Genomic DNA, 24,675 nt, shown 5'->3' with positions numbered 1-24,675 from the left:
TTCGACAGGAAGAGGAGGGCGGCGTAGGATACGGGGCGGGGCTGCGGGCCCCGGGGACGGCCCTACACCACTTTTCGTGACGCGACTCCCCACTGCCCCCGTCGCGCCAAGATACGGCCGCGATTGGGTGTTCCGCCCCGCTCGCGTCATCGAGAGGGCCCTTCTCGTCCATAACCCCTTGCGACTGGGTGGCATCCTTGATGCTCGCTCCCGCTCGCCGTCCCTCTCTCTCACAAAAGTGCAGGTAACGAGAAGGATGTGGCGAGAAGTGCCGACGATTGGGTGCCCTCGTATCAAGGATGCCACCCAATCGGGCGCCGTTCGCGCCGAGGCGGAGACCGGGGCGGAGAGGCTGACGGACGAGGGGGGCGCCTCCGAGACGTCAACCGCTCGCCGAGAAATCATGGCCGTTCACAGGCGAGACTTCGCGCACATTGTTTTTGCATCCACGTTCCGCCTATTGTGAGAACGATTCCATATGGGAACGATTCCATACCGCCCTGACGCGGTGTGGCGGGGCAAGGAGGAAGGAAGGTTCATGGCACTCGACTACAGAGAGGCCGCCCAGGAGATCCTGGACGCGATCGGCGGTCCCGACAACGTGGTGTCGGCGGCGCACTGCGCCACGCGCCTGCGCCTGGTGCTCGCCGACGACTCCAAGGTTGACCAGGCACGGGTGGACAACGCGCCCGGCGCCAAGGGCAACTTCAAGGCGTCCGGCCAGCTGCAGGTCATCTACGGCACCGGCACGGTGAACAAGGTCTACGACGAGTTCATCGACCTCGGCCACATCACCGCCGCCACCAAGGCGGAGGTCAAGGAGGCCGCCGCGCAGCAGCAGACCAACCCCTTCATGCGCGCGATTAAGGTCCTCGGCGACGTCTTCGTGCCGATCATCCCGGCCATCGTGGCGTCGGGCCTGCTGCTCGGCATCATGAGCGCCCTGAGCTTCATGGACACCAACGGCTTCATCAGCCTGAACACCGACAACGCGTGGTACCAGATCCTGAACCTCGTCTCCAACACGGCCTTCACGTTCCTGCAGATCCTCATCGGCTTCTCGGCGGCCAAGGCCTTTGGCGCCAACCCCTTCCTGGGGGCCGTCATCGGCATGATCCTCATCAACCCAGCGCTGCAGAACGCCAACACCGTGGCCACGGAGGGCGTCCAGCAGACCTACTGGGTCATCCCCGGCCTCTACTCCATCGAGTGGACCGGCTACCAGGGCCACGTCATCCCGATCGTGGTGGCCTGCTGGATCCTCGCCTTCTTCGAGAAGCGCCTGCACAAGGTGGTCCCCGAGGCCTTTGACCTGTTCGTGACCCCGCTCGTGTCGGTGGCCGTGACCGCCTACATCACGATGCTCGCCATCGGCCCGATCTTCGTCTGGGCCGAGAACGCCATCCTCGGCGCCATCCAGTGGCTCATCACGCTGCCCGCCGGCATCGGCTCGCTCATCATGGGCGCCCTCTACGCGCCGACCGTCGTCACCGGCATCCACCAGATGTACACCACCATCGACCTCGGCCAGATCGCGCAGTACGGCGTCACCTACTGGCTGCCGCTCGCCAGCGCCGCCAACATCGGCCAGGCCGGCGCCGCGCTCGCCGTGGCCTTCAAGACCAAGAGCGTCAAGACCCGCTCGCTGGCCCTGCCCTCCTCGCTCTCCGCGTTCATGGGCATCACCGAGCCGGCCATCTTCGGCGTGAACCTGCGCTTCTTCAAACCCTTCGTCTGCGGCTGCATCGGCGGCGGCGTGGGCGCCATGTTCGCCTCGATCGTGGGCCTGGCCGCCAGCGGCACCGGCGTCACCGGCATCTTCGGCCTGCTGCTGTGCCTCAACCAGCCCGTCCAGTACGTCATCATGTTCCTCATCGCCGGCGGCCTTGGCTTCGGCCTGACCTACGTGGTCTTCCGCGACCCCGAGGACGCGCCCGCCGCTCAGGCGGCGCCCGTCGTCCAAGCGTCCGTCTCCGCCCCCGCGGCCGACGTCGCCGACGCCGCCGCCCTCTCCGCCGCCGCGGCCGACGCCGCCGTCGCGGCCGTGAGCGCCGGCGTGCAGCACGAGCGCTCGGCCGAGACCCTGGCGTCCCCGCTTGCCGGCGAGGCCATCGCGATGGCTGACGTGCCCGACCCCGTCTTCGCGAGCGAGGCCATGGGCCCCGGCGCCGCCGTGCGCCCCAGCGAGGGCAAGCTCTACGCGCCCGCCGCGGGCACCGTCACCGTGCTCGCCGAGACCGGCCACGCCCTGGGCATGACCACCGACGCCGGCGCCGAGGTCCTCATGCACATCGGCATCGACACCGTCAACCTCAACGGCGCGCCGTTCACGCCGCACGTGGCCGTGGGCGACCACGTGGACGCCGGCCAGCTGCTGATGGACGTGGACCTCGAGCAGATCCGCGCCGCCGGGCTCGACCCCGTGACGCCGGTCATCGTCACCAACGCTGACGCCTACGCCCAGGTGACGCCCCACGTCGGTGCAACCGTCACGCCGGGCCAGCCGCTCGTCGAGCTGAGCTAGCCTGTCCGGGGGCCCGCGTCCCCTCAGAACTCTCCCCCACGGGGGCGGCCCGACCGGGCCGCCCCGCGTCGCAGCTAAGGAGCACGCATGCACGACACCTGGCGGATGGGATTCCACCTCATGCCGCCCACGGGCTGGCTCAACGATCCCAACGGCCTCTGCCAGTTCCGCGGCACCTACCACGTCTTCCACCAATACAGCCCCGACTGGCCCGCTCCCGGGGCCGCGCGCGGGTGGGGACACTTCGTGAGCGACGACCTCGTGCGCTGGCGACACCTCGGCATAGCCGTGGCGCCCGACACCCCCGACGAGGCGAGCGGCTCCTACTCCGGCTGCGCCGTCGTGCTGCGCGGCGCCGCCCCGGACGGGGACGACCTCATGCGCCTCTACTACACCGGCAACGTCAAGGAGCCCGGGGACCACGACTACGTGCGCACGGGCCGCCGCTCCACGCAGATCCTCATAGAGAGCGCCGACGGCGTCGCGCTCGGCGAGAAGCGCGCGCTGCTGCGCACCGGCGACTACCCCGCCTTCTGCACCCGCCACGTCCGCGACCCCAAGGTCTGGCGGGAGGACGGCTCGTGGTGGATGCTGCTCGGGGCCCGCGACATCGACGACCGGGGGCTCGTGCTGCGGCTGCGCTCCGACGACGGGGTCGCGTGGGAGTACGCGGGCGACGCCCGCCCCCGGGAGCCGCTTGGCTACATGTGGGAGTGCCCCGACCGCGTGGCGCTGGACGGCCGCGAGTGGCTCTCTGCGTGCCCGCAGGGGCTGCAGTCCCTGCCCTGGGCCCACGGCATCCGCGACCACGCCGGCTACCTGCCCGTCCCGGCGGGCAAGAAGCTCGCGGGGACCGGCGAGCTCGTCCTCGACGGGGGCTCGCTGCGCCTCTGGGACCATGGCTTCGACTTCTACGCGCCGCAGACCTTCGTGGACGAGTCGGGCCGCACGCTGCTCATCGGGTGGATGGGCATGCCGGAGGCCCCCTACGAGAGCGCGCCCGACGGCCTCTCATGGTGCCACTGCCTCACGGTCCCGCGCGAGATCACGGCGGGCGCGGACGGCGCGCTGCTGCAGCGGCCGGCCCGCGAGCTCGAGACTTTGCGGGGAGCCGCGCACAAGCTCACGGACGGGGACGAGCTGCGCCTGGGCGAACACCGCGCGGACGTGGTCGCGCACGGCGCGGGCGGCCCGCTCGAGCTCGCCCTCGACGGGGCGCTGCGCGTGACGTGCGCGGACGGCGCGGTCCGCCTGTCCTTCTCGGACGATGCCGTGGGCGTCGGGCGCACCGAGCGGACGGTCCGCACGGGCGCGGTCCGCGACCTGCGCGTGCTCGTCGACAGCTCGGCCGTGGAGGTCTACGCCAACGACGGCGCCGCGGTCCTCTCGACGCGCTGGTTCCCGCGCGCCGACGCGCTTGACGTGGCGCTTTCTGGCGACGTGCGGGCAACGGTCTGGGAGATGGGCGACGGCATGGCGGGAACGTACTAGCGGCGCGGGTCCATCTCGCCTCGCTTCTCCCCCATTAACCCGCAAAATCTGACAAATCCATTTTCACCAACTGCGATTATATGAAAATGAAATCTTTTTTTGCGGGTTGTTGGGACCAGGGACGCGACCCGGGACGGAACCCAGGGGCGCGAAACGGGCGAGAAGAACGACCCGCAGCAACCGAATTGTCGCGCCCCCGGCCGCGCATCGGGGCTATCCTGCACGTGGGGGCCGCGTGCGCGCGGCAGGGGGCGTATCAGTCACGCGAGAAAGGACACGCATGTACTCTGTCAGCGCACTGGGCGAGCTCCTGATCGACTTCACCGACGCCGGGACGTCCGCCGGGGGCCAGCGGCTCTTTGAGCGCAACGCCGGCGGCGCCCCCGCCAACGTGCTCGTGGCGCTCCAGAAGCTCGGCCACAAGACGGCGTTTCTCGGCAAGGTCGGCGACGACATGCACGGCGCCTTCCTGCGCCGCACGCTCGAGGAGAACGGCATCGACACGCGCGGTCTCGTCACCGACCCCGACGCGTTCACCACGCTGGCGTTCGTGCAGCTGTCGCCGGACGGCGAGCGCGAGTTCTCGTTCGCGCGCAAGCCGGGCGCCGACACGCGCATCACCCCCGACGAGCTGGCCCGCGACGTGATCGCCGACTCGCGCGTCTTCCACGTGGGGTCGCTGTCGCTGACCGACGAGCCGGCCCGCTCGGCCACGCTCGAGGCCCTGCGCGCGGCGCGCGCGGCCGGCTGCGTGACCTCCTACGACCCCAACTACCGCGCCAACCTCTGGCCGAGCGTCGAGGCCGCGTGCGAGCAGATGCGCGCCGTGGTGCCGCAGATGGACCTCATGAAGCTCTCCGACGAGGAGTGCGAGCTGCTCACCGGCGAGCGGGACCCCGAGGCCGCGGCCGTGGCGCTCCTGGCAAAGGGCCCCAAGGTCGTGGCCGTGACGCTCGGCGCGGGCGGGGCCTACGTCGCCTGCGCCGACGGCGGGCGCGAGGTGCCGGGCTTCCCGGCCGACGCCGTGGACGCCACCGGCGCCGGCGACTCGTTCTGGGGCGGCTTCCTGGCCGGCTTCTGCGAGGGAGGCAAGGCCCCGGACGAGGTGGGCGTCGAGGACGCGGCCGCCTACGCGCGGCTCGGCAACGCCGTGGCGTCGCTGTGCGTGCGCCGGCGCGGCGCCATCCCCGCGATGCCGGAGCGCGCGCAGGTCGAGGAGCTTCTCGCCGAGTAGCCGAGAGGCGAGAAGCGCCGTTCGTCACCCCTTCCCCGAGAGGAGCGCATGAGCACCGACACATCTGACGCCGTCGCCCCCGACGACGCGCCCTTCACGGATGACGCGCGGGCGCTCGAGCGCGCCGACGACGGCCTGGCCGCGCTCGCCGCGCGACGCCGCGACCGGTGGTACCCCACCTTCCACATCGCCGCGCCGGGCGGCTGGATCAACGACCCCAACGGCCTCTCGTACTTCCGCGGCCGCTGGCACGCCTTCTTCCAGCTGCACCCCTTCGGCACGAGCTGGGGTCCCATGCACTGGGGCCACGTCTCGAGCGCCGACCTCGTGACCTGGCGGCGCGAGCCGGTGGCGCTCGCTCCGAGCCTCGAGGCCGAGCGCGCCGGCGTGTACTCGGGCTCGGCCGTGGTGGGGACCGACGGGCTCCTCCACCTCCTCTACACCGCGCACCGCTGGCGCAACGGGCGCGACGAGGGCGCCGGCAACCTCGAGGTCCAGTGCGCCGCCACCTCGCGCGACGGCGTCCGCTTCGAGAAGCGCGGCGTGGTGGTGGGCAACCCCGACGGCCTGCGGGACTTCCGCGACCCCAAGGTCTGGCGCCAGGGCGACGCCTGGTGCATGGTCGTGGGCCGGCAGGCGCCGGACGGGCGCGGCGAGATCGTGCTCTACACCTCGGAGGACCTCGCCTCGTGGTCGTGGGGCGGCGTGCTCTATCGCAGCCCTGACGAGAGCGTCCGCATGCTCGAGTGCCCGGACCTCTTCGAGCTCGTCTCCCCCTCCGGGAGACGCCGCTGGGCGCTGTGCTTCTCGGCCATGGGAGCGCGCCCGAGCGGCTACCTCATGCGCAACCGCGACAACGCCGGCTACCTGGTCGGCACGTGGGAGCCGGGGGCGCCGTTCCACCCCGAGACGGAGTTCCTCCCGCTCGACTGGGGGCAGAACTTCTACGCGCCCCAGACGATGGGGGCGCCCGACGGCCGCCGGCTCATGTGGGGCTGGATGCGCCCGGCCGGCGCGCTGCCGGTGCAGGACGACGGCTGGTGCGGGCAGCTCACAGTGCCGCGCGAGGTCACGCTGGCGGACGACGGGACGCTCAGGTTCCGCCCGGCGCGCGAGCTCGCGGCGCTGCGGACGGAGTCGGGGGTGCTCGGGGCGACGGAGCTGGCGCCCGACGAGGTGCGCACGGTCCTCGAGGACGACGGTGGCGCCCTCGAGGTGGAGCTCACGCTCGACCTCGCGGCGTCGACGGCGGAGCGGGCGGGCCTGTGCGTCCACGCGACCCCCGACGGCTGCCACACGCTCGTGGCCTACGACGACCAGACCGGTCGCGTGGTGCTCGACCGCCACGCCGTGGGCGCCGGGGAGCGCGGGTACCGCGCGGCGCCCCTCGGCCCGGGCGAGCTCGCGGACGGCACGCTCGTGCTGCGCGTGCTCATAGACCGCGGCTCGGTGGAGGCGTTCGTGAACGACGGGACCCAGACGCTGAGCGCCTACAGCCTGCCCTCGGACGGCCCGCGCGCCGTGCGGCTCGTCTCGGAGGGCGGCACGCTCGCCGTGCGCTCGCTGGTCTGGCACCGGCTGCGCTCGATCGGGCTCGACGGGCGCGCGTCGGCGCCCTGACGGCGGCGGCCCCGGTCCCGGCGCGCGGGCGGCGCCGCCGGGAGCCTAACCGAGCTCCCGCAGCAGCTCGCGCAGGGCGCCCTGCACCGAGTGCTCCGAGTTGGGGCCAATCACGCGCTCCGCGACCTGCTTGAGCGAGTAGCGCGCGTTGTCCACCACCACGGGGTGCCCCACGAAGCGCAGCATCGAGTAGTCGTTCATCGAGTCGCCGAAGGCCATCACCTCATCGGCCTCGACGCCGAGGTAGCGCATCACCTGCGCGAGGCCGGTCGCCTTGCTCACGTGCGCGGGGACCACGTCGATCCAGCGCGAGCCGCTCGGCAGGAACGTGAACCAGTCGCCGAGCTCGCGCTCGAGCACGTAGGCCATCTCGGTGATGAGCTCGGGCCGGTCGCAGCAGACGGCCGCCTTGATGATGCTCACGTCGGGCGAGGGAGGATCGTACACGCGCACGGCCGAGCCGAGGTCCTTGTCGAGCTCGGAGATGTAGGAGCTCAGGTCGTCGATGAGATAGGTCGCGTCCGCCTCGTAGACGGCCAGGTGAAGGCAGTCGAAGAGGTGGCAGGTCTCAAAGAGCCGCTGGACCGAGAGCGTCGAGAAGACCTCGCGGTCGAGCAGGCGGCCGTCGGCGTAGACCTGCGTGCCGAGCGAGGCGACGTAGCTGATCTTGTCGGCCACCGGGCCGAAGAACCAGCGCAGCGTGTCGTAGCGCCGCCCCGAGCTGGCGACGAAGTGCACCCCGCGCTCCGCGAGCTCGCTCACGAGCGAGAAGGTCTCCTCCGGGACGTTGCCCCCCTCGTCAAGGAGCGTGCCGTCCATGTCCGACGCGATGAGCTTGATCATGGGGCTCCCCTCTCGGCGCGCGCCCAGGGCGGCGCGCGGTCCGTGCACGATTTATGGAATCGTTCTCATGCTCACGCTGCGCGCGCGGCGCGTCAAGTAAGGACGTCCCGAGCGGTGCGCGGGGTCTCGTGAGCGCGCGGCTACCGGTTGGCGACGAGCGCGCTACGCTCGCGGGTGCCGACGGGCCCGAGCCTCATCTTAAGGTTTATGGTGATGCCACCGTCCCCCCGAGAGGAGCCCATGCTCGAGCTTCCCTGTGACATCACCGACCCGCTGGGGCTGCACGTGCAGCTCGCGGTGCTGCTCGCCAGCGAGGCGCAGCGCTGGCGCAGCCACGTGACGCTCGAGCACGCCGGGCGCGTGGTCGACGCCTCGCAGCCCACGGCGCTCATGATGCTCGGGGTGCGCACCGGCGAGCACGTGGTCGTCCGCGTGGAGGGCCCGGACGAGAACACCGCCGCCGCGGCGCTCGGGCGCATCGTCCAGACGTTCTAGCCCGCCGCTCTAGTTCGCCGCCCCGTCCCGGAGGCGCGGCGCGAGCGCCTCCGACCAGCGTGCCACCAGCCGCTCGAGCGACCACGACGCGTTGGCCGGGCTCGTGGACGGCAGCACCTCGGCCGGCATCCCGCACGCGCCCTCCAGCCAGCGGCGGTACAGGCGCCCGGCCGTCCCGCCGTTGCAGAGCACCGCGCGGATGGGCGCCGCGCGCAGGACGCGGCCCACGTCGTTGGGCACCACGTCGCGGATGGAGGCGTCCGACGAGCCGCGGATCTCGCAGCTCTCGATCACGTCCCAGAGCGCGATGCCATGGCGCAGCAGCAGCGCGCGCTTGGCGGCCACGTCATCGTCCGCGGGCGGCTCCTCCCCCACCGCGGCGGCGATCACCCTCCAGAACCGGTTGCGCGGGTTGCCGTAGTAGAAGCGCTGCGCGCGGCTGGCCACCGAGGGCAGCGACCCCAGCACGAGCACGCGGCTCCGCTCGTCGAAGACCGGGTCGAACCCGTGGTGTATGCGCTCGTAGTCGGCCATGCGGCCATGGTAGCGCAGCGAGGCGGGCCGCGGGGCGGGGTCCCTCTCGCCCTGACGGCCCACCTCCCCTCTCGTCGAGTGCACGAAATTATTGATATAGCGGCGGTCTCCGGCCCCCGGGGCTTCTCGCGACCTGCGCTTTTGTTGGCGAGAAGCGCGCCCGTGCGGCGTGAGTATCAATAATTTCGTGCACTCGATGCGAGCGCGGCCGCAGCGGGGCATCTCGTCATCACTGTGCGCGACGTCCCTCCCGCCCGCGGTGCATGCCGGACACGGGAGGGACGTCGCGTTTGCGGGCCCGCTCTATGCGTGATTCGCGTCGCAGGCGTGGCACTCCATGACGGCGGAGATGCGCCCGCCATGGGCCTCAAGCTCGGCACGGCACGTCTCCGCGCTCCTGTCGAGAAGAATCATGCAGATGGCCACCTTCACGTTCCCGCTCTCGGCGAGCGCCTTCTCCGCTCGTCCGTCGGAGCAGCCGGTCGCTCGCACGATCGTGCGCCGCGCGCGGTCGCGGAGCTTCTCGTTGGTGGGCCTCATGTCCACCATGAGGTTGCCGTAGACCTTGCCAAGCTTGACCATGGCCTCGGTCGAGATCATGTTGAGCATCATCTTCTGGGCCGTTCCGGCCTTCATGCGCGTTGACCCGCAGATGGCCTCTGGACCGGTGACGCACTCGACGGCATGATCGGCATGTGCGGAGAGCTCGGCCCCCTCGACGCAGCTGAGCGCCCCGGTGAGCGCGCCACGCGCACGGGCCTCGTCCAAGGCGCCGATCACATAGGGGGTGCGCCCGCTTGCCGCGATGCCCACGACCGCGTCGTGCGCCCCGACGCCCAGCTCGACCATGTCCCGCGCACCAAGGTCGGCCCGGTCCTCCGTGCCCTCCTTCGCCCTCCAGAAGGCCTCCGGCCCGCCCGCGAGCACGCCCTGGACGGTCTCGGGGGAGACCCCGTAGGTGGGCGGGCACTCGCTCGCGTCGAGAACGCCGAGCCGGCCGGACGTGCCGGCTCCCACGTAGATGAGCCGGCCCCCATCCGCGATCCGCGCGGCGACCCCATCGACGAGCTCGGCGAGCTCGGGCAGCACCGACTCGACGGCCCGAGCGACGCCGCGGTCCTGCTCGTTGATCGCGCGCAGCGCGTCGAGCGTGCTCAGCTCGTCGATGTGCGCGCAGTCGGGGTTGACCTGCTCGGTGGTGAGCCTGCCCAGGTCTCGCGCGCTCATAGTCGGCCCCTGTTCGCCAGCGCCTCCACATAGCGGCTCGTGATGATCTCGGGGCGGGTTATCGAGGTGCCCACGACCACCGCGAGCGCCCCGGCGTCGAGCATGTCGATGGCGTCCTGCTCGCAGCGGACCTTGCCCTCGGCGATGACGGGCGTGTCCGTGATCTCTGTGATGTCGCGCACGAGGTCGATGGCGGCGCGCGTCACGCTCGCGCTCTCGGCTGTGTAGCCGGCGAGCGTGGTCGAGATGAGGTCAAAGCCCACCGGCAGCACGCCGCGCGCCTCCTCGAGCGTGGAGATCTCCCCCATGACGAGCACGTCGGGATACTCCTCGCGGATGCGGCCGACGATGTCGGTGACCTGCTCGCCCCCGGGTCGCCGCCGCGGGGTCGCGTCGAGCGCGATGATGTCGATCCCCACCTCAAGAATCTCGCGCGCCGACTCCCACGTGGGAGTGATGTAGACGTCGTACTCGTCGGAGAACTGCTTGTTGATGCCAATGATCGGCAGGTCGACGCGCTCCTTGATGGCCGTGATGTTGTCGGCCCCCGTTGCACGGATGCCGGCGGCGCCCCCCTCCATCGCGGCACGGGCGAAGGCCGCCATGATCTGGGTCCCGTACATGGGCCAGCCGACGCGGGCCTGGCACGAGACGATGAGCCTGCCGGAGAGGCTGGCGAGAAGCTCCTGGTTCTTGTCAGTCATCAGAACAGTCCAATCGCCTTGCCGGCAATGCCGAGCACGAAGCTGATGATGATGCAGGCGTACATGCCCTTCTCGCTCTTGCGCAGGATGCCGTAGTAGCCCAGGACGAGCAGCAGCGGCAGCAGGCTCGGGACGAGGGAGTCCAAGATGGTCTGCAGGTTGATCTCGGCGCCGCCGATGGTCCAGGTGGCGGCGATGGAGAGCTTGACGAAGCCCACAATCATGGCGCCGACGACCATCATGCCCACGATCGTCGCGGCCTCGACGAAGCGGCGGATGAGGTCGGAGCTCTGCATGCGCGCCACGAGCTTGGTGCCCCACTCGTAGCCGTACTTCACGAAGAGCCAGCGGGAGATCACGTTGAGCGCCACGTTGGGGACGATGAACACGATGGGTGCGATGGGGTTGCCCTCAAGGGCGAGGGAAGCCGCGATGGCCGCGAAGATCGTCATGAAGGTGGCCTTGAACACGGAGTCGCCGATGCTCGAGAGCGGGCCCATGAGGGCGGTCTTGGTGGAGGAGATGGCCTCGGCGGTGATGTCCTTGCCGAGCGCCTTCTGCTCCTCGAGGGCCAGCGTCACGCCGAGGACGGCGTTGCCGGTATAGGGGTGGCAGTTGAAGAACTCGTTGGCGCGGCCCATGGCCTCCTTGAAGTCCTCGGGGTTCGGGTAGAGCTTGCGCAGCGCCGGAATCATGGCGTAGCAGAAGCCGAGCGAGCAGTAGCGCTCGTAGTTGATGGACGTCATGATGAACAGCGACCGCACGAAGGTCTTGACCAGCTCGGCCTTGGAGAGGATGTGCTGGGTCGCGTCGGGAGCCGGCTCGCCCTCGGTGGCAAAGTCATCCTCGTCGTCAAAGCCGTCGTCGAGGGCGCTCGGGGCCGACGAGGCCATCTTCTGCATCGCGCAGACGAGCGCGACGGCGATGATGGAGACCGCGAGCACGGAGAGGCCCATGTAGACCGCGGCAACGAAGCCGATGGCGAAGAACGGCCAGTAGCCCTTGAAGTCCATCATCTTGAGCAGCATGGCCATACCAACGGCCGGAAGGATGCCGGAGGCGACGGTGAGACCGTCGGTAAGGACGGCGGGCATGCCGGCAACGAGGTTGCTGACAAAGTCGCTGCCCAGATAGATGGCCAGGAACGAGGCGAGGAAGAAGATCAGGAAGAACACGACCAGGCCACAGAGGTGGATTCGCTCCACGGCGCGGTAGTTCCCGGACTGCACGTGCTTGTCGGCCGCGTGGATGAGAATGATGTTGACGTTCCAGGCGAGCATGATGAGCAGCTGCGCCAGCACCCCGATGGGCAGGGCGAGCGCGATGCCCACCTCGGGGTTGCCGCCACTCGTGATTGCGAAGACCGTGGAGATGATGCCGGCGATCTGCGCGTTCGGGGGAACCGAGCCGCCGATGGGCAGCACGCCCATGTACATGAGCTCCACGGTGCCGCCCACGACGAGGCCCGTGGGCAGGTCGCCGAGGATGAGGCCGATGAGCGGTCCCGCGAAGATCGGGCGGGAGATCATCCAGTAGCCGTAGCCGTAGTTCTCGAGGATGAGAAGGCCGATGAACACACTCAGCCCCAATGCCGGTAAGAGTTCCATGACGCTCCTTTCGTGGTTCGTGCTCGTTTTGGCGTGTGGTGGACCTGTGCCTACAGCAGCGCCATCAGGTCCTCAGACGAGTCGCGCGGATGGGTGCGAACCTCGAGCCTCACCCCCTTCTCGGCCAGGGCGCGGAAGGTCTCCTCCATGTGCTCGTCCACATAGACGGTGCGGGACACCTGGCGCCGGCCCTCCTTGAAGTAGAGCCCGCCCACGTTGATCTCGTCGATGTGGGCTCCGAGCTCGACCATGCGCAGGTAGGCGTCGGGATGCTTGGCCACGACGAAGATCCTGCGCCTCTCGTACTTGGCGAGCAGGGCCGCTGCCCGCTCCTCGTCGGCGACGAAGCACTTGAGACCGGCGGGACACGCCATCTTGAGCAGGGAGACCTGCATCTGGTCACGTGCCGCCTCGGCATCTACGGCCATGACCGCCTCGCTCTTGTAAGCGGTGGTCCAGGCATAGGAGACCTGTCCGTGAATGAGGCGCTCGTCGATTCGGGCGATGGTTATCATGACTTCCTCCTAGGGTCGGCTGCCCCCACGATACGTGCTCAAAAAATGTGTTTCTAGATTCATATGACAAACAGATACAAAGTTTCAGTTGACAGCGAGAATGATTCAGCTCAAAAGAAAGAAATCGCAGGTGAGACACTCGCTCAATGGGTGTGGCACAAAAAGTTCCAGTTTGCTAGCCAAGCGCCGTACGGCTGATTTGCCGGACCGAGCGGTCGTAGTCCGAGGTGATGAAGAGCGTGTAGAGCAGATCGACCATGTAGAGCTGCGCGGTACGCGAGGCCATCGCACCGGCCCTCTGGAGCGACTCGCGCGCCGTGACAAAGAGCCGGCAGGTGGCGAGCCGGCTCACCGAGTTGCGGTCCGACTTGGTGAAGCTGATCGTCGGGGTGGCGTTGTCCTTGAGGATGCGCGCGATGACGCGCATCTCGGGGCTCTCCCCCGAGTAGGAGAAGATGAGGCCCACGTGGGACGCGTCCGAGTTGATGGCCTGCACCTTCTGTCGGTCATAGTGCTGGTGGACGATCGAGCACTTCCCGACGCGCGTGAACTTGGACTCGGCGTCAAGGGCAACGAGCAGCGAGGCGCCCACGCCATAGAAGTCGAGGATGGAGGCCGCGCGGATGAGGTCCACCGCCTGGGCGAGCGCGTCGAGGTCAACGAGCTCATGGGTCTCCTGGATGGTCTTGATCGAGATGTTGGTGAGTTTCTCGACAACCTGGGCCGGGGTGTCCTCGGGCTCGATGGTCGTGGTGTCAAGGTAGGCAAGATCGATCGTCTCGAGGTGGTTGACCTCCTCGGCGAGCATAAGGCGCAGGTTGGCGTAGCTGGAGATGCCCACACGCTTGCAGAGGCGCGAGACCGTGGACGGCGAGGTGTAGGCGGCTTCCGCAAGCTCGTAGACCGTCGAGGAAAGCGCGCCGCGCGGGTCGGCGATGATGGCGTCGCGGACCTGGGCCTCAGCGGGCGAGAGGCTCTCGCAGTCCCGAAGCTTGATGAGCACCCCCATGGATGGCCTCCGTCCCTCGTCCGTTGCGGACATGGTAGCAGCGCGGGACGCTTGGGTGCGCGTGCGGCCAACCGTGCGGCATGTTGGCGCCTCGCGCCCTCCTCTCATCGAGTGCACGAAATTGTTGATATCCATCCCAGATCGGGGCGCTTCTCGTCAACAAAAGCGCAGGTCGCGAGAAGCCCCGGGGCTCAAAATCTGCCTCAATATCAATAATTTCGTGCACTCGATGCGAGCGGCGGGCACCACCGGGCGGCGGGCCAAACGGCGGGCCGGAGCGCGGCGAGAGGGCCGAGAAGCGCTAAGCTCTTCTCGGCACATCACCGAAAGGAGCCCCATGAACGACTTCACGTTCCAGTCCCCCACCCGCTTCGTCTTCGGGCGCGGCGTCACCGACCGCGTGGGCGCCGAGCTGGCCGCCGCCGGGCACGCCCGCGCGCTCGTGGTCTACGGCCAGGGGTCGGTCGTGCGCACGGGCACGCTCGGCCGCGTCACGGCCTCGCTCGAGGCCGCCGGCGTCGCGTACGCCGAGCTCGCCGGCGCCCGTCCCAACCCCGAGGTGACCCTCGTGCGCGAGGGCGTCCGGCGCGCCCGCGAGCTCGGGGCCGACGTCATTCTAGCCGTGGGCGGCGGCTCGGTCATCGACACCGCCAAGGCCATCTCGCTCGGCGTGCCCCACGACGGCGACGTCTGGGAGCTCTTCGCCAAGCGCGCCCGGCCCGTCGCCGAGGGCAAGCCCGCCGTGGCGAGCGTGCTCACGATCCCGGCCGCCGGCTCGGAGGCCAGCGACTCCTGCGTGATCAGCAACGACGAGCTCTGCCTCAAGCGCGGCCTCTCCAGCGAGCTCAACCGTCCCGAGCTGGCCTTCATGGACCCGGAGCTCACCTTCACGCTGCCCGCCTACCAGACCGCCGCGGGCGTCACCGACATGATCGCCCACATCCTGGAGCGCTTCTTCTCGGCCGCCGGCCCCGTGCCCGTGACCGACCACATCGCCTGCGGCCTGATCCGCACGCTCATCGAGGAGACGCCGCGCGTGCTGGAGCGCCCCGACGACTACGACGCCCGCGCCAACATCATGTGGGTCGGCACGCTCGCCCACAACGGTATCGCCGGCGTCGGGCGCAACGCGCAGCCCGCGAGCCGCGCGGGCGGCTGGGAGAGCCACGGTCTGGAGCACGAGCTCTCGGCCCACGACCCCAAGATCACGCACGGCGCGGGCCTGGCCGTGGTCATGCCCGCCTGGCTGCGCTACGTGAGCGACGGCGAGGCCGCCACGGAGCGCCTGCTCGCGCTCGGCCGCGAGGTCTTTGGCATCGAGCCCGTGGACGCCGAGACCGACGGCGTGGACGTGGCGCCCGAGGAGGCCGTCCGCGACGCGGCGCTGGCCACCGTGGACGCGCTGCAGGACTTCTTCGTCTCCATCGGCATGCCGCGCACCTTGGGCGAGCTGGGCGTGACGGCTGACGACGTGCCGGCGCTGCTCGCGACGCTCGAGCAGAACAAGGGCAGCGAGTTCGGCGAGATCCGCCGCCTCACGATGGACGACGCCCGCAGGATCTACGAGTCCGCGCTGTAGGCGAGAAGGACCCGGACGCGCGGCGGGGGCCGCGAGGCGGCGGTGCGACGTACCCCCTGACCTCGTCATCGTTCGGACCCGGACAGAATCGGGACGCGCGCGACGCGCGTCCCGCACCCACGCGCCCGCGAGCCGACACTCGCGGGCGCGCTCTTCTCGCTCACCGAAGCCCCGGCCGCCCGCCCGGCGGCGGCGAGCCCTCTCACCTGCGCGGTAAGACAGCGGTAAGACAGCGGTCGGGCAAGGGTGCCGCCGCACGGGATACGCTCCCCCACCCAGTCAGAGAGGGAGGAGCGAACATGTCAGACACCAGACGCAGACGATGGGCGCGCCGGGGGCGCGGACGCGTGGGAAGGAGGCTCGCGGCGGCCGCGGCGGCGCTCGCGCTCGTGCTCTCGGAGGCGCTCGGGGTCGCGGCCGCGGGGCGGACCGCGGCGCAGGCGGCCGAGCCCGCCGGGTCGGTCACCGTGACCTGGACGGGCGACTACCCGCGCGAGCTCGGCATGTACGACGGGACCGCACGGGGCACCTCGCGCTACGAGTCGAACGGGCTCGTGCTCTACTGCGCCGACGCCGGCCTCACGGGGCCCGCGGCCGGCACCACGCTCAGCGGGACCGAGCGCGGCGGGCTCACGCTCGACTACATCCTGCACTACGGCTACGGCGGCGCGGGCTACCGCGGCAACGTGCGCGGGCGCACGGGCGAGGCGGCGCAGGCGATCACGCAGCTCGCCGTCTGGTGGGCCACCAGCGCCCCCAACGGGCGCTGGGAGCGGCGCGCGCTGGCGGAAGAGGGCCGCGCCTTCTACGAGGAGGCGCGCTCCGCGGCGGTGGCGGGCGGCGCCTACGCGGGCTCGACCTGAATCTACGGCCAGCGCACGGAGACCATGCAGCGCATGGTGGGGCAGACCCTGCGCACCGGCGGCCTCGAGCTCGCCAAGGCGAGCGCCAACCCGGCCGTCTCGGGGGGCTCCGGGCTCTACAGCCTGGCCGGCGCCGAGTACGGCGTGTACCGCGACCAGGGCTGCACGGACCTGGCGACCACCCTCGTGACGGGCGCGGACGGGCGCGCGAGCGCCGACGGCCTGGCCATCGGGACCTACTACGTCCGTGAGATCACGCCGCCGCGCGGATACGCCCGCGACGAGGCCGTGCGCGAGGCGACCGTGGGCGCCGAGGGCCGCGCGATCGTGACCGCGACGGACGCTCCGCAGGTCGCGCGCGTGGGCGTGCTCGTGCGCAAGACCGACGCCGACACCGGCCAGGCGCTGCCCCAGGGCGACGCGTCGCTGGCCGGCGCCGAGTTCACCGTCCGGCACTACGACGGCCTCTACGACGAGGTCGGCCAGCTGCCCGCCGAGCCGACGCACGCCTGGGTCATCCGCACGGGCGCCGACGGCACCGCCACGCTCGACGCGGCGCACCTCGTGAGCGGAGACGCGCTTCTCACCGACGCCGACGGCGCCGTGGTCGTGCCGCTCGGCACCGTCACGGTGCAGGAGACGCGCGCGCCCGAGGGCTACCTGCTTCCCGAGGGCGGCGGCATCACCCTCCGGAAGGTGACGGCGTCCGGGTCCGCCGAGGTCGTGGGCACCCTCGCCGAGCACGCGGCCTCCGAGCGGGTGGCGCGCGGCGGCGTGCGCGCGCCCAAGATCGACCACCAGCTCGCCGAGGGCACGGCGCAGGGCGACGCCACGCTCGCCGGCGCCGAGCTCACCGTCTACAACCGCAGCGCGGGCGCCGTGGTCGTGGGCGGGCGCGGCGTGGCCCCGGGGGAGGCGGCCCTCACCGTCGCCACCGACGAGTCCGGCGTCGCGACCTCGGCGGCCGACGCGCTGCCCTACGGCACCTACGAGATCCGAGAGACCGCCGCGCCGACGGGCTACCTGCTCAACGAGAGCTGGTCGGTGACCTTCTCCGTCCAGCGGGACGGCTCGGTGGCCGACCTCTCGGGCACGCCGCTCGCCGACGACGTGGAGCGCGGCGGCGCCCTGGTGCGCAAGACCGACGCCGAGCTGGGCGCGGCCCAGGGGGACGCCACGCTCGAGGGGGCCGTCATCTCCATCGAGAGCGCCTGCGCGGGCCCGGTGGTCGTGGGCGGCGTGACCTACCAGCCCGGTGACGTGGTCGCCACGATCTCGACCGGGGGCGACGGCGCGGCCGCGACCCCCGAGGCGACCCTGCCCTTCGGCACCTACGTCGCCCGCGAGCAGGCGGCGCCCACCGGCTACCTGCGAAACGAGGACTGGAGCCAGACCTTCGCGATCGAGCGCGACGGCCAGGTGGTCGAGGTCGGCCCGCTCGCCGAGGACGTCATGCGCGGCGGCGTGCGCGTCTCCAAGCTCGACCGCGAGCTCGCGGCAGCCGTGCCCCAGGGCGACGCCACGCTCGCCGGCGCCGAGCTCACCGTCTACAACCGCAGCGCGGCGAGCGTGACGGTGGGCGGCGAGCGGATCGAGCCGGGCGCGGCGGCGCTGACCATCGCAACCGACGAGTCCGGCATGGCGGCCACGGCACCCGACGCGCTGCCCTACGGCACCTACGAGGTCCGCGAGACCGCCGCGCCGACGGGCTACCTCGCTGACGGCGAGTGGTCGAGGACCTTCGAGGTGCGCGCCGACGGGCAGGTCGTCGACCTCGCCGACGACGTCGACGCGGTGCGCGACCAGGTGGCGCGCGGCGGCGTCGAGCTGCGCAAGAGCGACCGCGAGCTCGTGGGCGCCGGCGCGCCCGACACCTCGGTGGCGCTCGGCTCGGCCACGCTCGCCGGGGCGGTGGTGGAGCTCACCAACGTCTCCGAGCGCGCCGTGCTGGTCGGCGGAACGCTCTACGAGCCCGGAGAGGTGGTCGCCGCGCTCGTGACCGACGAGGCCGGGCGGGCCTCCACGGCGGCCGACGCGCTGCCCTTCGGCACCTACGAGGCGCGCGAGACCGTGGCGCCCACGGGCTACCTCCTCAACGAGGGATGGGTGCGCACCGTGTCCATCGACGCCGACGGCGCGGTCGCGGACCTCACCGCCGATGACCAGGCCGTTGACGACCAGGTCATTCGCGGCGACATCTCGTTCACCAAGGCCGAGGAGGGCAGCCAGCGGCGGATGGCGGGCGTCGCGTTCCTGCTGACGTCGCTCACCACCGGGGAGCGCCACGTCCTGGTCAGCGACGAGAACGGCATGGTGGACACCTCCGCGACGTGGCTCGCGCACACGGACGACACCAACGCGAGCGACGCGGCGCTCCTGGACGACGGCAGCGTCGACGACGCGCTGCTGAGCCCTGACCACGGCGTGTGGTTCTCGGGGAGCGCCGAGACCGGCACGGAGCCCAACGACGCGCTCGGGGCGCTTCCCTTCGACCGCTACCGTCTCGAGGAGCTGCCCTGCGCGGCCAACGAGGGTCACCGGCTCGTGGCCACGACGGTGACCGTGTCGCGCGACGCAGTCGACCTCGACCTGGGCACCATGGACGACGAGGTCGTGGAGCAGCCCACCATCGACACGACGCTGCGGTCCGACGCGACCTCGGACCACGACGCCCCCTCCCACGCCGACTCCACGCTCACCGACACCGTGAGCCTCGACCGCCTTCAGACGGGGCTCGACTACGTGGTCGAGGGCGAGCTGCGCCTGACCGAGGCGGACGAGGGCGGCGAGCCCGCGCCCGGCGAGCTTCTCGGCACGGCCGAGGCGGCGTTCACCGCGGACGGCCCGAGCGCCCAGGTCAGGCTGACCTACGACCTCCCGGGCACCCGGCTGGCCGGTCGCAGCGTCCACGCCACGGCGCGCCTGCTCCTGGACGGGCAGGTCGTGGCGACCCATGACGACGCCTCCGACGAGGACCAGACCGTCCACGTGCCAGCCGTCGCCACCAGCGCGCGCGACGCGGCCACGAACGCCTCCGGCGGCGGCTCCACGCCGGACCGGACCCTCGTCGACGAGGTCGCGCTCACCAACCTGATCGCGGGTCGCGCCTACACGCTGCGCTCGTCGGTCCACGCGCGCGAGGTCGCCGAGGACGGCAGCACCACCGACGGCGGCACGCTCAGCGGACCGGACGGCGGCGAGGCGGCGGCCGAGACCACGTTCGTGGCGAGCGCGGCGGACATGACGGTCGAGGTGGAGGTCCCCTACGACGGAAGCGGCCTCGACGGGCGCGACGTGGTGGCCTTCGAGGAGCTGCGCGACGAGAACGGCGTGCTCCTCGCCCTCCACGCTGACGTCGACGACGCAGGCCAGACGCTGCACGTGCCCGGCGTGGGCACCTCGGCGGCCGACGCCGCGGACGGCGACCACACCGTGACCGCCGACGGACGGGTCACCATCGTGGACACCGTGAGCTACGACAACGTGGTGCCCGGGCAGACCTACGAGCTCCGGGCCACGCTGCGCCGCCGTCAGACGGCGGAGGACGGAAGCGTGGTCGACGCGGGGCCGCTGCTGGACGCTGACGGCAGGGAGGTCCAGGCGAGCGCGACGTTCACGCCCGAGGAGGCGAGCGGCAGCACCGAGGTCGAGATCGGCTTCGACGCCAGCGGGCTCGACAGCGCGACGACGGTGGCCTACGAGGTGCTCCTCTGCGAGGGCTCGCCCGTGGCCGCGCACGCCGACATCACCGACGAGGGACAGACCGTGGAGCTTCTCGCCCCCGGCGACGAGCCCGCGCCCGCGGGCGGCGCCGACGAGGCCGCGCCCGCGAGGGGCGGCGGCGCCATGCCGCGCACCGGCGAGGCCGCCTCGGTCGTGGCGCCCGTGGCCCTGACGGGGCTGGCCGCGGTGGGCGGCTCGGTGGCGTGGAGGCGACGCCGCAGGAGGTAGCGCCCGCGCTCGAGACTCGGGCCCGTCCGGGGCGAACCGGCGGGCCCGAGTTCTGTGCAATCGTTGGTTTTTCTCGTCCCGGGGCCCGCGCGAGGATAATGGAGCGGTCGCACAAACGAAAGGAGCCCCATGGAGTCCGCGTTCTACGACTTCATCAACCAGTTCGGCTACCTCGCCGTATCCGGCCTCATCCTCTTCGAGAACGTGTTCCCGCCCATCCCGAGCGAGGTGATCCTGCCGCTCTCGGGGTTCTTCACCACCACGACCGACATGACGCTGCCGCTCGTGATCGCGGCTGCCACCATCGGCTCGGTCGTCGGCGCGTTCATCCTCTACGGCGTGGGCCGGATCCTCTCGCGCGAGCGCCTCACGCGCTTCTTCGGCACGCGCCCGATGCGCCTGCTGGGCTTCAAGCCCGAGGACGTCTCCAGCGCCGTGGACTGGTTCGACCGCAAGGGCCAGGTCACGGTACTCATCTGCCGCTGCGTGCCGGTGGTGCGCAGCCTCATCTCGATCCCGGCGGGCACGGCCAAGATGAGCGTCGTGCGCTTCACGCTCTACACGCTCGTGGGGTCGGCCGTGTGGAACACGGTGCTGTGCTGCCTGGGGGCCGCCGCCGGCAGTGCGTGGGCCACGGTCTCCGAGCAGGCCGAGTGGGTCTCCGACGTGGTCAAGTACGTCATCATCGCCATCGTGGCCGTCGTCGTGGTCTTCTGGGTGGTCAAGCGCATCATCCCCGCCTTCCGCGAGCGCCGCGCCGAGTAGCCGCCCCTCTCTCAGGCGCAGACCGTCAACTTCCCGCACCTCTCCCCCACCCCACCGCGCCGAGAAGGACGCCCGCTGATGTTGCTCCCGCCCAGACGAACGCCTTGGCCCCCAAAGTGTTCGTTTGACCGGGACTAAGCTACCTGAACCCGCCCGGACGAACGCTTTGGACCCGATTCCGTGCGTTTGGCCGGGACCACGCCGGCGAGCGGCTCGGCGAGAGAGGCCCACGCGGGTCCGAACGGGCCCACAGTCTTCTCGCCTCGAACCACTACCGGTGCCCAATGCGCTTCTCGGCACACACAATATCTTGTGCTTTTTGGCCGATGTTCATACCGTATAACTATTTGTCGCCCACAACCGCGCCCGTACGTGATAGGTTTGTCTGGCCGCGCCGCGGCACCCCCGCACACAGACGACCCAAGGAGCGTGAGCAGTGAGTCAGCAGGAGGCATGGGACGGCTTCGTTGGCGGCACCTGGCAGGAGCAGGTCGACGTCCGCGACTTCATCCAGCGCAACTACACCCCCTACGACGGCGACGAGTCCTTCCTGGCCGGCCCCACCGAGGCTACCACCAAGCTCTGGGACGAGGTCATGGACCTCTTCGAGCAGGAGCGCCAGGCCGGCGGCGTGCTCGACATGGACACCAAGGTGGTCTCCACGATCACGAGCCACCCCGCGGGCTACATCGACCGCCCGCTCGAGAAGATCGTGGGCCTGCAGACCGAGAAGCCCCTCAAGCGCGCGCTCATGGTCAACGGCGGCATCCGCATGGCCGTGGCCGCCTGCAAGCAGAACGGCTACGAGGTCGACCCCGAGGTCGTTGACTTCTACACCAACAAGCGCAAGACGCACAACGCCGGTGTCTTTGACGTCTACACGCCCGAGATGCGCGCGTGCCGCCACAGCCACATCATCACCGGCCTGCCCGACGCCTACGGCCGCGGCCGCATCATCGGCGACTACCGACGCGTGGCGCTCTACGGCGTGGACCGCCTGATCGAGGAGAAGAAGGCCGAGCACGCCGGCACCCAGAAGAACATGCGCGAGGAGGTCATCCGCCACCGCGAGGAGCTGGCCGAGCAGATCCGCGCCCTCGGCGAGCTCAAGGAGCTCGGCCAGATCTACGGCTTTGACATCTCGCGCCCGGCGGCCACCTTCCAGGAGGCCGTGCAGTGGCTCTACTTCGGCTACCTGGCCGCGGTCAAGGAGCAGAACGGCGCGGCCATGTCCATCGGCCGCAACTCCACGTTCCTCGACATCTACGCCGAGCGCGACCTCGCGCGCGGCACGCTCACCGAGGAGCAGGTCCAGGAAATCGTCGACCACCTGGTCATGAAGCTGCGCATGGTCAAGTTCGCGCGCACGCCCGAGTACAACGAGCTGTTCTCCGGCGACCCGCAGTGGGTCACCGAGTCGCTCGGCGGCATGGGCGTGGACGGCCGCTCCATGGTCACCAAGACCGCCTTCCGCTACCTGCACACGCTCGAGAACATGGGCACCTCGCCGGAGCCCAACCTCACCGTGCTCTGGTCCACGCGCCTGCCCGAGGGCTTCAAGCGCTACTGCGCCAAGGTCTCCATCGCCACGAGCTCGATCCAGTACGAGAACGACGACCTCATGCGCGTCTACCACGGCGACGACTACGCCATCGCCTGCTGCGTGAGCTCGATGCGCATCGGCAAGGAGATGCAGTTCTTTGGCGCGCGCGCCAACCTCGCCAAGTGCCTGCTCTACGCCATCAACGGCGGCCGCGACGAGAAGACCGGCGAGCAGGTGGGCCCGAAGTTCCGCCCGGTGGAGGGCGACTACCTCGACTACGACGACGTCATCGCCAAATACCGCGACATGATGGGCTGGCTCGCCGGCGTCTACGTCAACGCGCTCAACATCATCCACTACATGCACGACAAGTACTGCTACGAGCGCCTGCAGATGGCCCTGCACGACGAGCACGTGCACCGCTGGTTCGCCACCGGCATCGCGGGCCTCTCGGTGGTGGCCGACTCGCTCTCCGCGATCAAGTACGCCAAGGTCAAGGTCATCCGCGACGAGACCGGCCTGGTCACCGACTACGAGGTCGAGGGCGACTTCCCCAAGTACGGCAACGACGACGACCGCGTGGACCAGATCGCGCACGACGTCGTTGAGGTCTTCATGAAGTTCGTCCGCGAGACCGACACCTACCGCAACTCGGTGCCCACCACCTCGATCCTCACGATCACGTCCAACGTGGTCTACGGCAAGGCCACCGGCAACACGCCCGACGGCCGCCGCGCCGGCGAGCCGTTTGCCCCGGGCGCCAACCCGATGCACCGCCGCGACACCCACGGCGCCGTGGCGTCGCTGGCGAGCGTGGCCAAGCTGCCGTTCAAGGACGCGCAGGACGGCATCTCCAACACCTTCTCCATCGTGCCCAACGCACTCGGCAAGGACGGCGAGGTCATGTTCGGCGACCTCGACCTCGACGCCCTGGGCGTGGACATTCAGATCGAGAACCCCGCGCCCGACTGCGGCTGCTGCTAGAACACGTGGAAGAGCGTGGAGGAGGGCGACCCCTCCCCCCGCATCGAGAAAGGATCCGACATGACCACCGCAACCGTTGCCCCCGAGCAGGTCGACAACCTCGTCAACATGATCGACGGCTACGTCGAGGAGGGGGGCCATCACCTCAACGTCAACGTGTTCACCAAGGACACGCTGCTCGACGCCCAGGCCCACCCCGAGAAGTACCCGCAGCTCACCATCCGCGTCTCCGGCTACGCCGTGAAGTTCAACTCGCTCACCAAGGAGCAGCAGGACGACGTCATCAGCCGCACCTTCCACGAGTCGATGTAGCGTCACGGCGTTGGCCACCGACGACACGACACGCGCGGTCACGGACCCGCTCGCCATCCGCGGGCGGGTCCATTCCGTGGAGACGTTCGGCACCGTGGACGGCCCGGGCACGCGCCTGGTGGTGTTCTGCCAGGGCTGCCCGATGCGCTGCCTCTACTGCCACAACCCCGACACCTGGGAGTTCTGCCGCGCCGACGGCTCCGGGCCGGGCACGGACGTGACCGTGGCGGAGATCCTCGAGAAGTTCGAGCGCAACCGGCCGTTCTACCGGCGCGGCGGCATCACCGTCACGGGCGGCGAGCCGATGGCGCAGCCGGACTTCGTGGCGGCGCTCTTCCGCGCCGCGCACGCCGCGCCCGCCGGGCGCGTCCACACCTGCCTCGACACGAGCGGCGCCACGTTCAGCGCCGCGGGTGCCGCGCGCTTCTCGGCGCTCCTGGACGAGTGCGACCTGATGCTTCTGGACATCAAGACGTCGGACGCGGCGCAGCACGAGGAGCTCTGCGGCCTGCCGGCGTCGCACGCGCTCGAGCTGGGCGACGAGCTGGCGCGCCGCGGCACGCCCGTGGTGGTCCGCCACGTGGTGGTGCCCGGCCTCACCGACAGCGAGGAGGAGGTCGCCGGCGTGGGGCGCATCATCGGCGACTGGGACAACGTGGTGGGGCTCGACGTGCTCCCCTACCACACGATGGGGCGCGCCAAGTACCAGAGCCTGGGGATCGACTACCCGCTCGAGGGCGTGCCGGCCATGGAGGCGGCGCGCGCCAAGGAGCTGAGGCGCGTGGCGCTTCTCGCCCGCGCCCGGCGGCGTGGCAAGCGCAGAATGCGCTAGCAACCCCACACCATACAAAGACAGGAGCAGATCGGGGGTCCCC

General features: G+C 70.4%; 19 protein-coding genes. 12 read left to right on the top strand and 7 right to left on the bottom strand.

What is annotated here, in order from left to right; translation table 11 throughout:
• The first annotated feature begins 538 nt into the window (after nucleotides 1-538).
• From ACWTSU_RS05050 to ACWTSU_RS05035, 4 genes are all read left to right on the top strand, one after another.
• Nucleotides 539-2,524 carry a glucose PTS transporter subunit IIA gene (locus ACWTSU_RS05050; RefSeq protein ID WP_455138790.1) on the top strand — a complete coding sequence of 662 codons (1,986 nt, stop codon included), beginning with the start codon at nucleotides 539-541 and terminating at the stop codon, nucleotides 2,522-2,524.
• Between the two features lie 87 nt (nucleotides 2,525-2,611).
• On the top strand, nucleotides 2,612-4,015 hold the full coding sequence (locus ACWTSU_RS05045; RefSeq protein ID WP_455138789.1) for a glycoside hydrolase family 32 protein: 1,404 nt from the start codon (nucleotides 2,612-2,614) through the stop codon (nucleotides 4,013-4,015).
• 280 nt (nucleotides 4,016-4,295) lie between these two features.
• Nucleotides 4,296-5,249 (top strand): carbohydrate kinase family protein, encoded by a 954-nt coding sequence (locus tag ACWTSU_RS05040; RefSeq protein ID WP_455138788.1) that lies wholly within the window; start codon nucleotides 4,296-4,298, stop codon nucleotides 5,247-5,249.
• A gap of 48 nt (nucleotides 5,250-5,297) precedes the next feature.
• Nucleotides 5,298-6,869, top strand: coding sequence for a glycoside hydrolase family 32 protein (locus tag ACWTSU_RS05035; protein ID WP_455138787.1), 1,572 nt, complete (start codon nucleotides 5,298-5,300; stop codon nucleotides 6,867-6,869).
• Nucleotides 6,870-6,914: 45 nt separating this feature from the next.
• Here ACWTSU_RS05035 and ACWTSU_RS05030 read toward each other — a convergent pair whose 3' ends face one another.
• Entirely contained in the window at nucleotides 6,915-7,712 is a 798-nt protein-coding gene (locus ACWTSU_RS05030; RefSeq protein WP_455138786.1) for an HAD family hydrolase, read from the bottom strand.
• A gap of 240 nt (nucleotides 7,713-7,952) precedes the next feature.
• Between ACWTSU_RS05030 and ACWTSU_RS05025 the strand changes: the two genes are divergently transcribed.
• Nucleotides 7,953-8,207 carry an HPr family phosphocarrier protein gene (locus ACWTSU_RS05025; protein ID WP_455138785.1) on the top strand — a complete coding sequence of 85 codons (255 nt, stop codon included), beginning with the start codon at nucleotides 7,953-7,955 and terminating at the stop codon, nucleotides 8,205-8,207.
• A gap of 9 nt (nucleotides 8,208-8,216) precedes the next feature.
• On the opposite strand, the gene ACWTSU_RS05020 is transcribed toward ACWTSU_RS05025, so the two are convergent.
• The 6 genes from ACWTSU_RS05020 to ACWTSU_RS04995 all read right to left on the bottom strand — a co-directional run bounded on the left by ACWTSU_RS05020 (nucleotide 8,217) and on the right by ACWTSU_RS04995 (nucleotide 13,803).
• The gene (locus ACWTSU_RS05020; RefSeq protein ID WP_455138784.1) at nucleotides 8,217-8,804 is read right to left on the bottom strand and encodes a DNA-deoxyinosine glycosylase; all 588 of its coding nucleotides are present in this window, start codon (nucleotides 8,802-8,804) and stop codon (nucleotides 8,217-8,219) included.
• A gap of 240 nt (nucleotides 8,805-9,044) precedes the next feature.
• Nucleotides 9,045-9,968 carry an N-acetylmuramic acid 6-phosphate etherase gene (gene murQ / locus ACWTSU_RS05015; protein WP_455138783.1) on the bottom strand — a complete coding sequence of 308 codons (924 nt, stop codon included), beginning with the start codon at nucleotides 9,966-9,968 and terminating at the stop codon, nucleotides 9,045-9,047.
• Nucleotides 9,965-10,672, bottom strand: coding sequence for an N-acetylmannosamine-6-phosphate 2-epimerase (locus ACWTSU_RS05010; RefSeq protein WP_455138782.1), 708 nt, complete (start codon nucleotides 10,670-10,672; stop codon nucleotides 9,965-9,967). The genes murQ and ACWTSU_RS05010 overlap by 4 nt, the downstream gene beginning before the upstream one ends.
• Nucleotides 10,672-12,279 (bottom strand): PTS system mannose/fructose/sorbose family transporter subunit IID, encoded by a 1,608-nt coding sequence (locus ACWTSU_RS05005; protein ID WP_455138781.1) that lies wholly within the window; start codon nucleotides 12,277-12,279, stop codon nucleotides 10,672-10,674. Before ACWTSU_RS05005 ends, ACWTSU_RS05010 begins: the two co-directional genes overlap by 1 nt.
• A gap of 50 nt (nucleotides 12,280-12,329) precedes the next feature.
• A complete protein-coding gene (locus ACWTSU_RS05000) occupies nucleotides 12,330-12,794 on the bottom strand; it encodes a PTS system mannose/fructose/N-acetylgalactosamine-transporter subunit IIB (RefSeq protein WP_455138780.1) in 465 nt (154 codons plus the stop codon).
• A gap of 175 nt (nucleotides 12,795-12,969) precedes the next feature.
• Nucleotides 12,970-13,803 (bottom strand): MurR/RpiR family transcriptional regulator, encoded by an 834-nt coding sequence (locus ACWTSU_RS04995; protein ID WP_455138779.1) that lies wholly within the window; start codon nucleotides 13,801-13,803, stop codon nucleotides 12,970-12,972.
• A gap of 337 nt (nucleotides 13,804-14,140) precedes the next feature.
• On the opposite strand from ACWTSU_RS04995, the gene ACWTSU_RS04990 reads away from it, so the two are divergent.
• The 7 genes from ACWTSU_RS04990 (at nucleotide 14,141) to pflA (ending at nucleotide 24,632) form a co-directional block, all read left to right on the top strand.
• The gene (locus ACWTSU_RS04990; RefSeq protein ID WP_455138778.1) at nucleotides 14,141-15,382 is read left to right on the top strand and encodes an iron-containing alcohol dehydrogenase; all 1,242 of its coding nucleotides are present in this window, start codon (nucleotides 14,141-14,143) and stop codon (nucleotides 15,380-15,382) included.
• Between the two features lie 299 nt (nucleotides 15,383-15,681).
• Entirely contained in the window at nucleotides 15,682-16,245 is a 564-nt protein-coding gene (locus ACWTSU_RS04985; RefSeq protein ID WP_455138777.1) for a Cys-Gln thioester bond-forming surface protein, read from the top strand.
• A gap of 24 nt (nucleotides 16,246-16,269) precedes the next feature.
• The gene (locus tag ACWTSU_RS04980) at nucleotides 16,270-20,196 is read left to right on the top strand and encodes a SpaA isopeptide-forming pilin-related protein (protein WP_455138776.1); all 3,927 of its coding nucleotides are present in this window, start codon (nucleotides 16,270-16,272) and stop codon (nucleotides 20,194-20,196) included.
• A gap of 129 nt (nucleotides 20,197-20,325) precedes the next feature.
• A complete protein-coding gene (locus tag ACWTSU_RS04975) occupies nucleotides 20,326-20,961 on the top strand; it encodes a DedA family protein (protein ID WP_455138775.1) in 636 nt (211 codons plus the stop codon).
• A 436-nt stretch (nucleotides 20,962-21,397) separates the two neighbouring features.
• Entirely contained in the window at nucleotides 21,398-23,488 is a 2,091-nt protein-coding gene (gene pflB, locus ACWTSU_RS04970) for a formate C-acetyltransferase (RefSeq protein WP_455138774.1), read from the top strand.
• Nucleotides 23,489-23,548: 60 nt separating this feature from the next.
• The gene (gene grcA3 / locus ACWTSU_RS04965; protein ID WP_455137495.1) at nucleotides 23,549-23,800 is read left to right on the top strand and encodes an autonomous glycyl radical cofactor GrcA3; all 252 of its coding nucleotides are present in this window, start codon (nucleotides 23,549-23,551) and stop codon (nucleotides 23,798-23,800) included.
• 10 nt (nucleotides 23,801-23,810) lie between these two features.
• On the top strand, nucleotides 23,811-24,632 hold the full coding sequence (pflA, locus tag ACWTSU_RS04960; protein WP_455138773.1) for a pyruvate formate-lyase-activating protein: 822 nt from the start codon (nucleotides 23,811-23,813) through the stop codon (nucleotides 24,630-24,632).
• The last annotated feature ends 43 nt before the right edge of the window (nucleotides 24,633-24,675 follow it).

The sequence above is a fragment of the Thermophilibacter sp. genome, from assembly GCF_966187215.1.
Note: the sequence above shows the minus strand (reverse complement) of the source record. Positions and strands in the feature narration are given on the sequence as shown.

Excerpts from the sequence above, each read along its gene's own strand:
- ACWTSU_RS05050 (WP_455138790.1), top strand. The coding sequence starts at position 539 with ATGGCACTCGACTACAGAGAGGCCGCCCAGGAGATCCTGGACGCGATC.
- ACWTSU_RS04990 (WP_455138778.1), top strand. The coding sequence starts at position 14,141 with ATGAACGACTTCACGTTCCAGTCCCCCACCCGCTTCGTCTTCGGGCGC.
- ACWTSU_RS05010 (WP_455138782.1), bottom strand. The coding sequence starts at position 10,672 with ATGACTGACAAGAACCAGGAGCTTCTCGCCAGCCTCTCCGGCAGGCTC.
- ACWTSU_RS04980 (WP_455138776.1), top strand. The coding sequence starts at position 16,270 with ATGCAGCGCATGGTGGGGCAGACCCTGCGCACCGGCGGCCTCGAGCTC.
- ACWTSU_RS04985 (WP_455138777.1), top strand. The coding sequence starts at position 15,682 with ATGTCAGACACCAGACGCAGACGATGGGCGCGCCGGGGGCGCGGACGC.
- ACWTSU_RS05030 (WP_455138786.1), bottom strand. The coding sequence starts at position 7,712 with ATGATCAAGCTCATCGCGTCGGACATGGACGGCACGCTCCTTGACGAG.
- ACWTSU_RS05025 (WP_455138785.1), top strand. The coding sequence starts at position 7,953 with ATGCTCGAGCTTCCCTGTGACATCACCGACCCGCTGGGGCTGCACGTG.
- ACWTSU_RS05045 (WP_455138789.1), top strand. The coding sequence starts at position 2,612 with ATGCACGACACCTGGCGGATGGGATTCCACCTCATGCCGCCCACGGGC.
- grcA3 (WP_455137495.1), top strand. The coding sequence starts at position 23,549 with ATGACCACCGCAACCGTTGCCCCCGAGCAGGTCGACAACCTCGTCAAC.
- ACWTSU_RS05005 (WP_455138781.1), bottom strand. The coding sequence starts at position 12,279 with ATGGAACTCTTACCGGCATTGGGGCTGAGTGTGTTCATCGGCCTTCTC.
- ACWTSU_RS04995 (WP_455138779.1), bottom strand. The coding sequence starts at position 13,803 with ATGGGGGTGCTCATCAAGCTTCGGGACTGCGAGAGCCTCTCGCCCGCT.
- ACWTSU_RS05035 (WP_455138787.1), top strand. The coding sequence starts at position 5,298 with ATGAGCACCGACACATCTGACGCCGTCGCCCCCGACGACGCGCCCTTC.
- murQ (WP_455138783.1), bottom strand. The coding sequence starts at position 9,968 with ATGAGCGCGCGAGACCTGGGCAGGCTCACCACCGAGCAGGTCAACCCC.
- ACWTSU_RS04975 (WP_455138775.1), top strand. The coding sequence starts at position 20,326 with ATGGAGTCCGCGTTCTACGACTTCATCAACCAGTTCGGCTACCTCGCC.
- ACWTSU_RS05000 (WP_455138780.1), bottom strand. The coding sequence starts at position 12,794 with ATGATAACCATCGCCCGAATCGACGAGCGCCTCATTCACGGACAGGTC.
- ACWTSU_RS05040 (WP_455138788.1), top strand. The coding sequence starts at position 4,296 with ATGTACTCTGTCAGCGCACTGGGCGAGCTCCTGATCGACTTCACCGAC.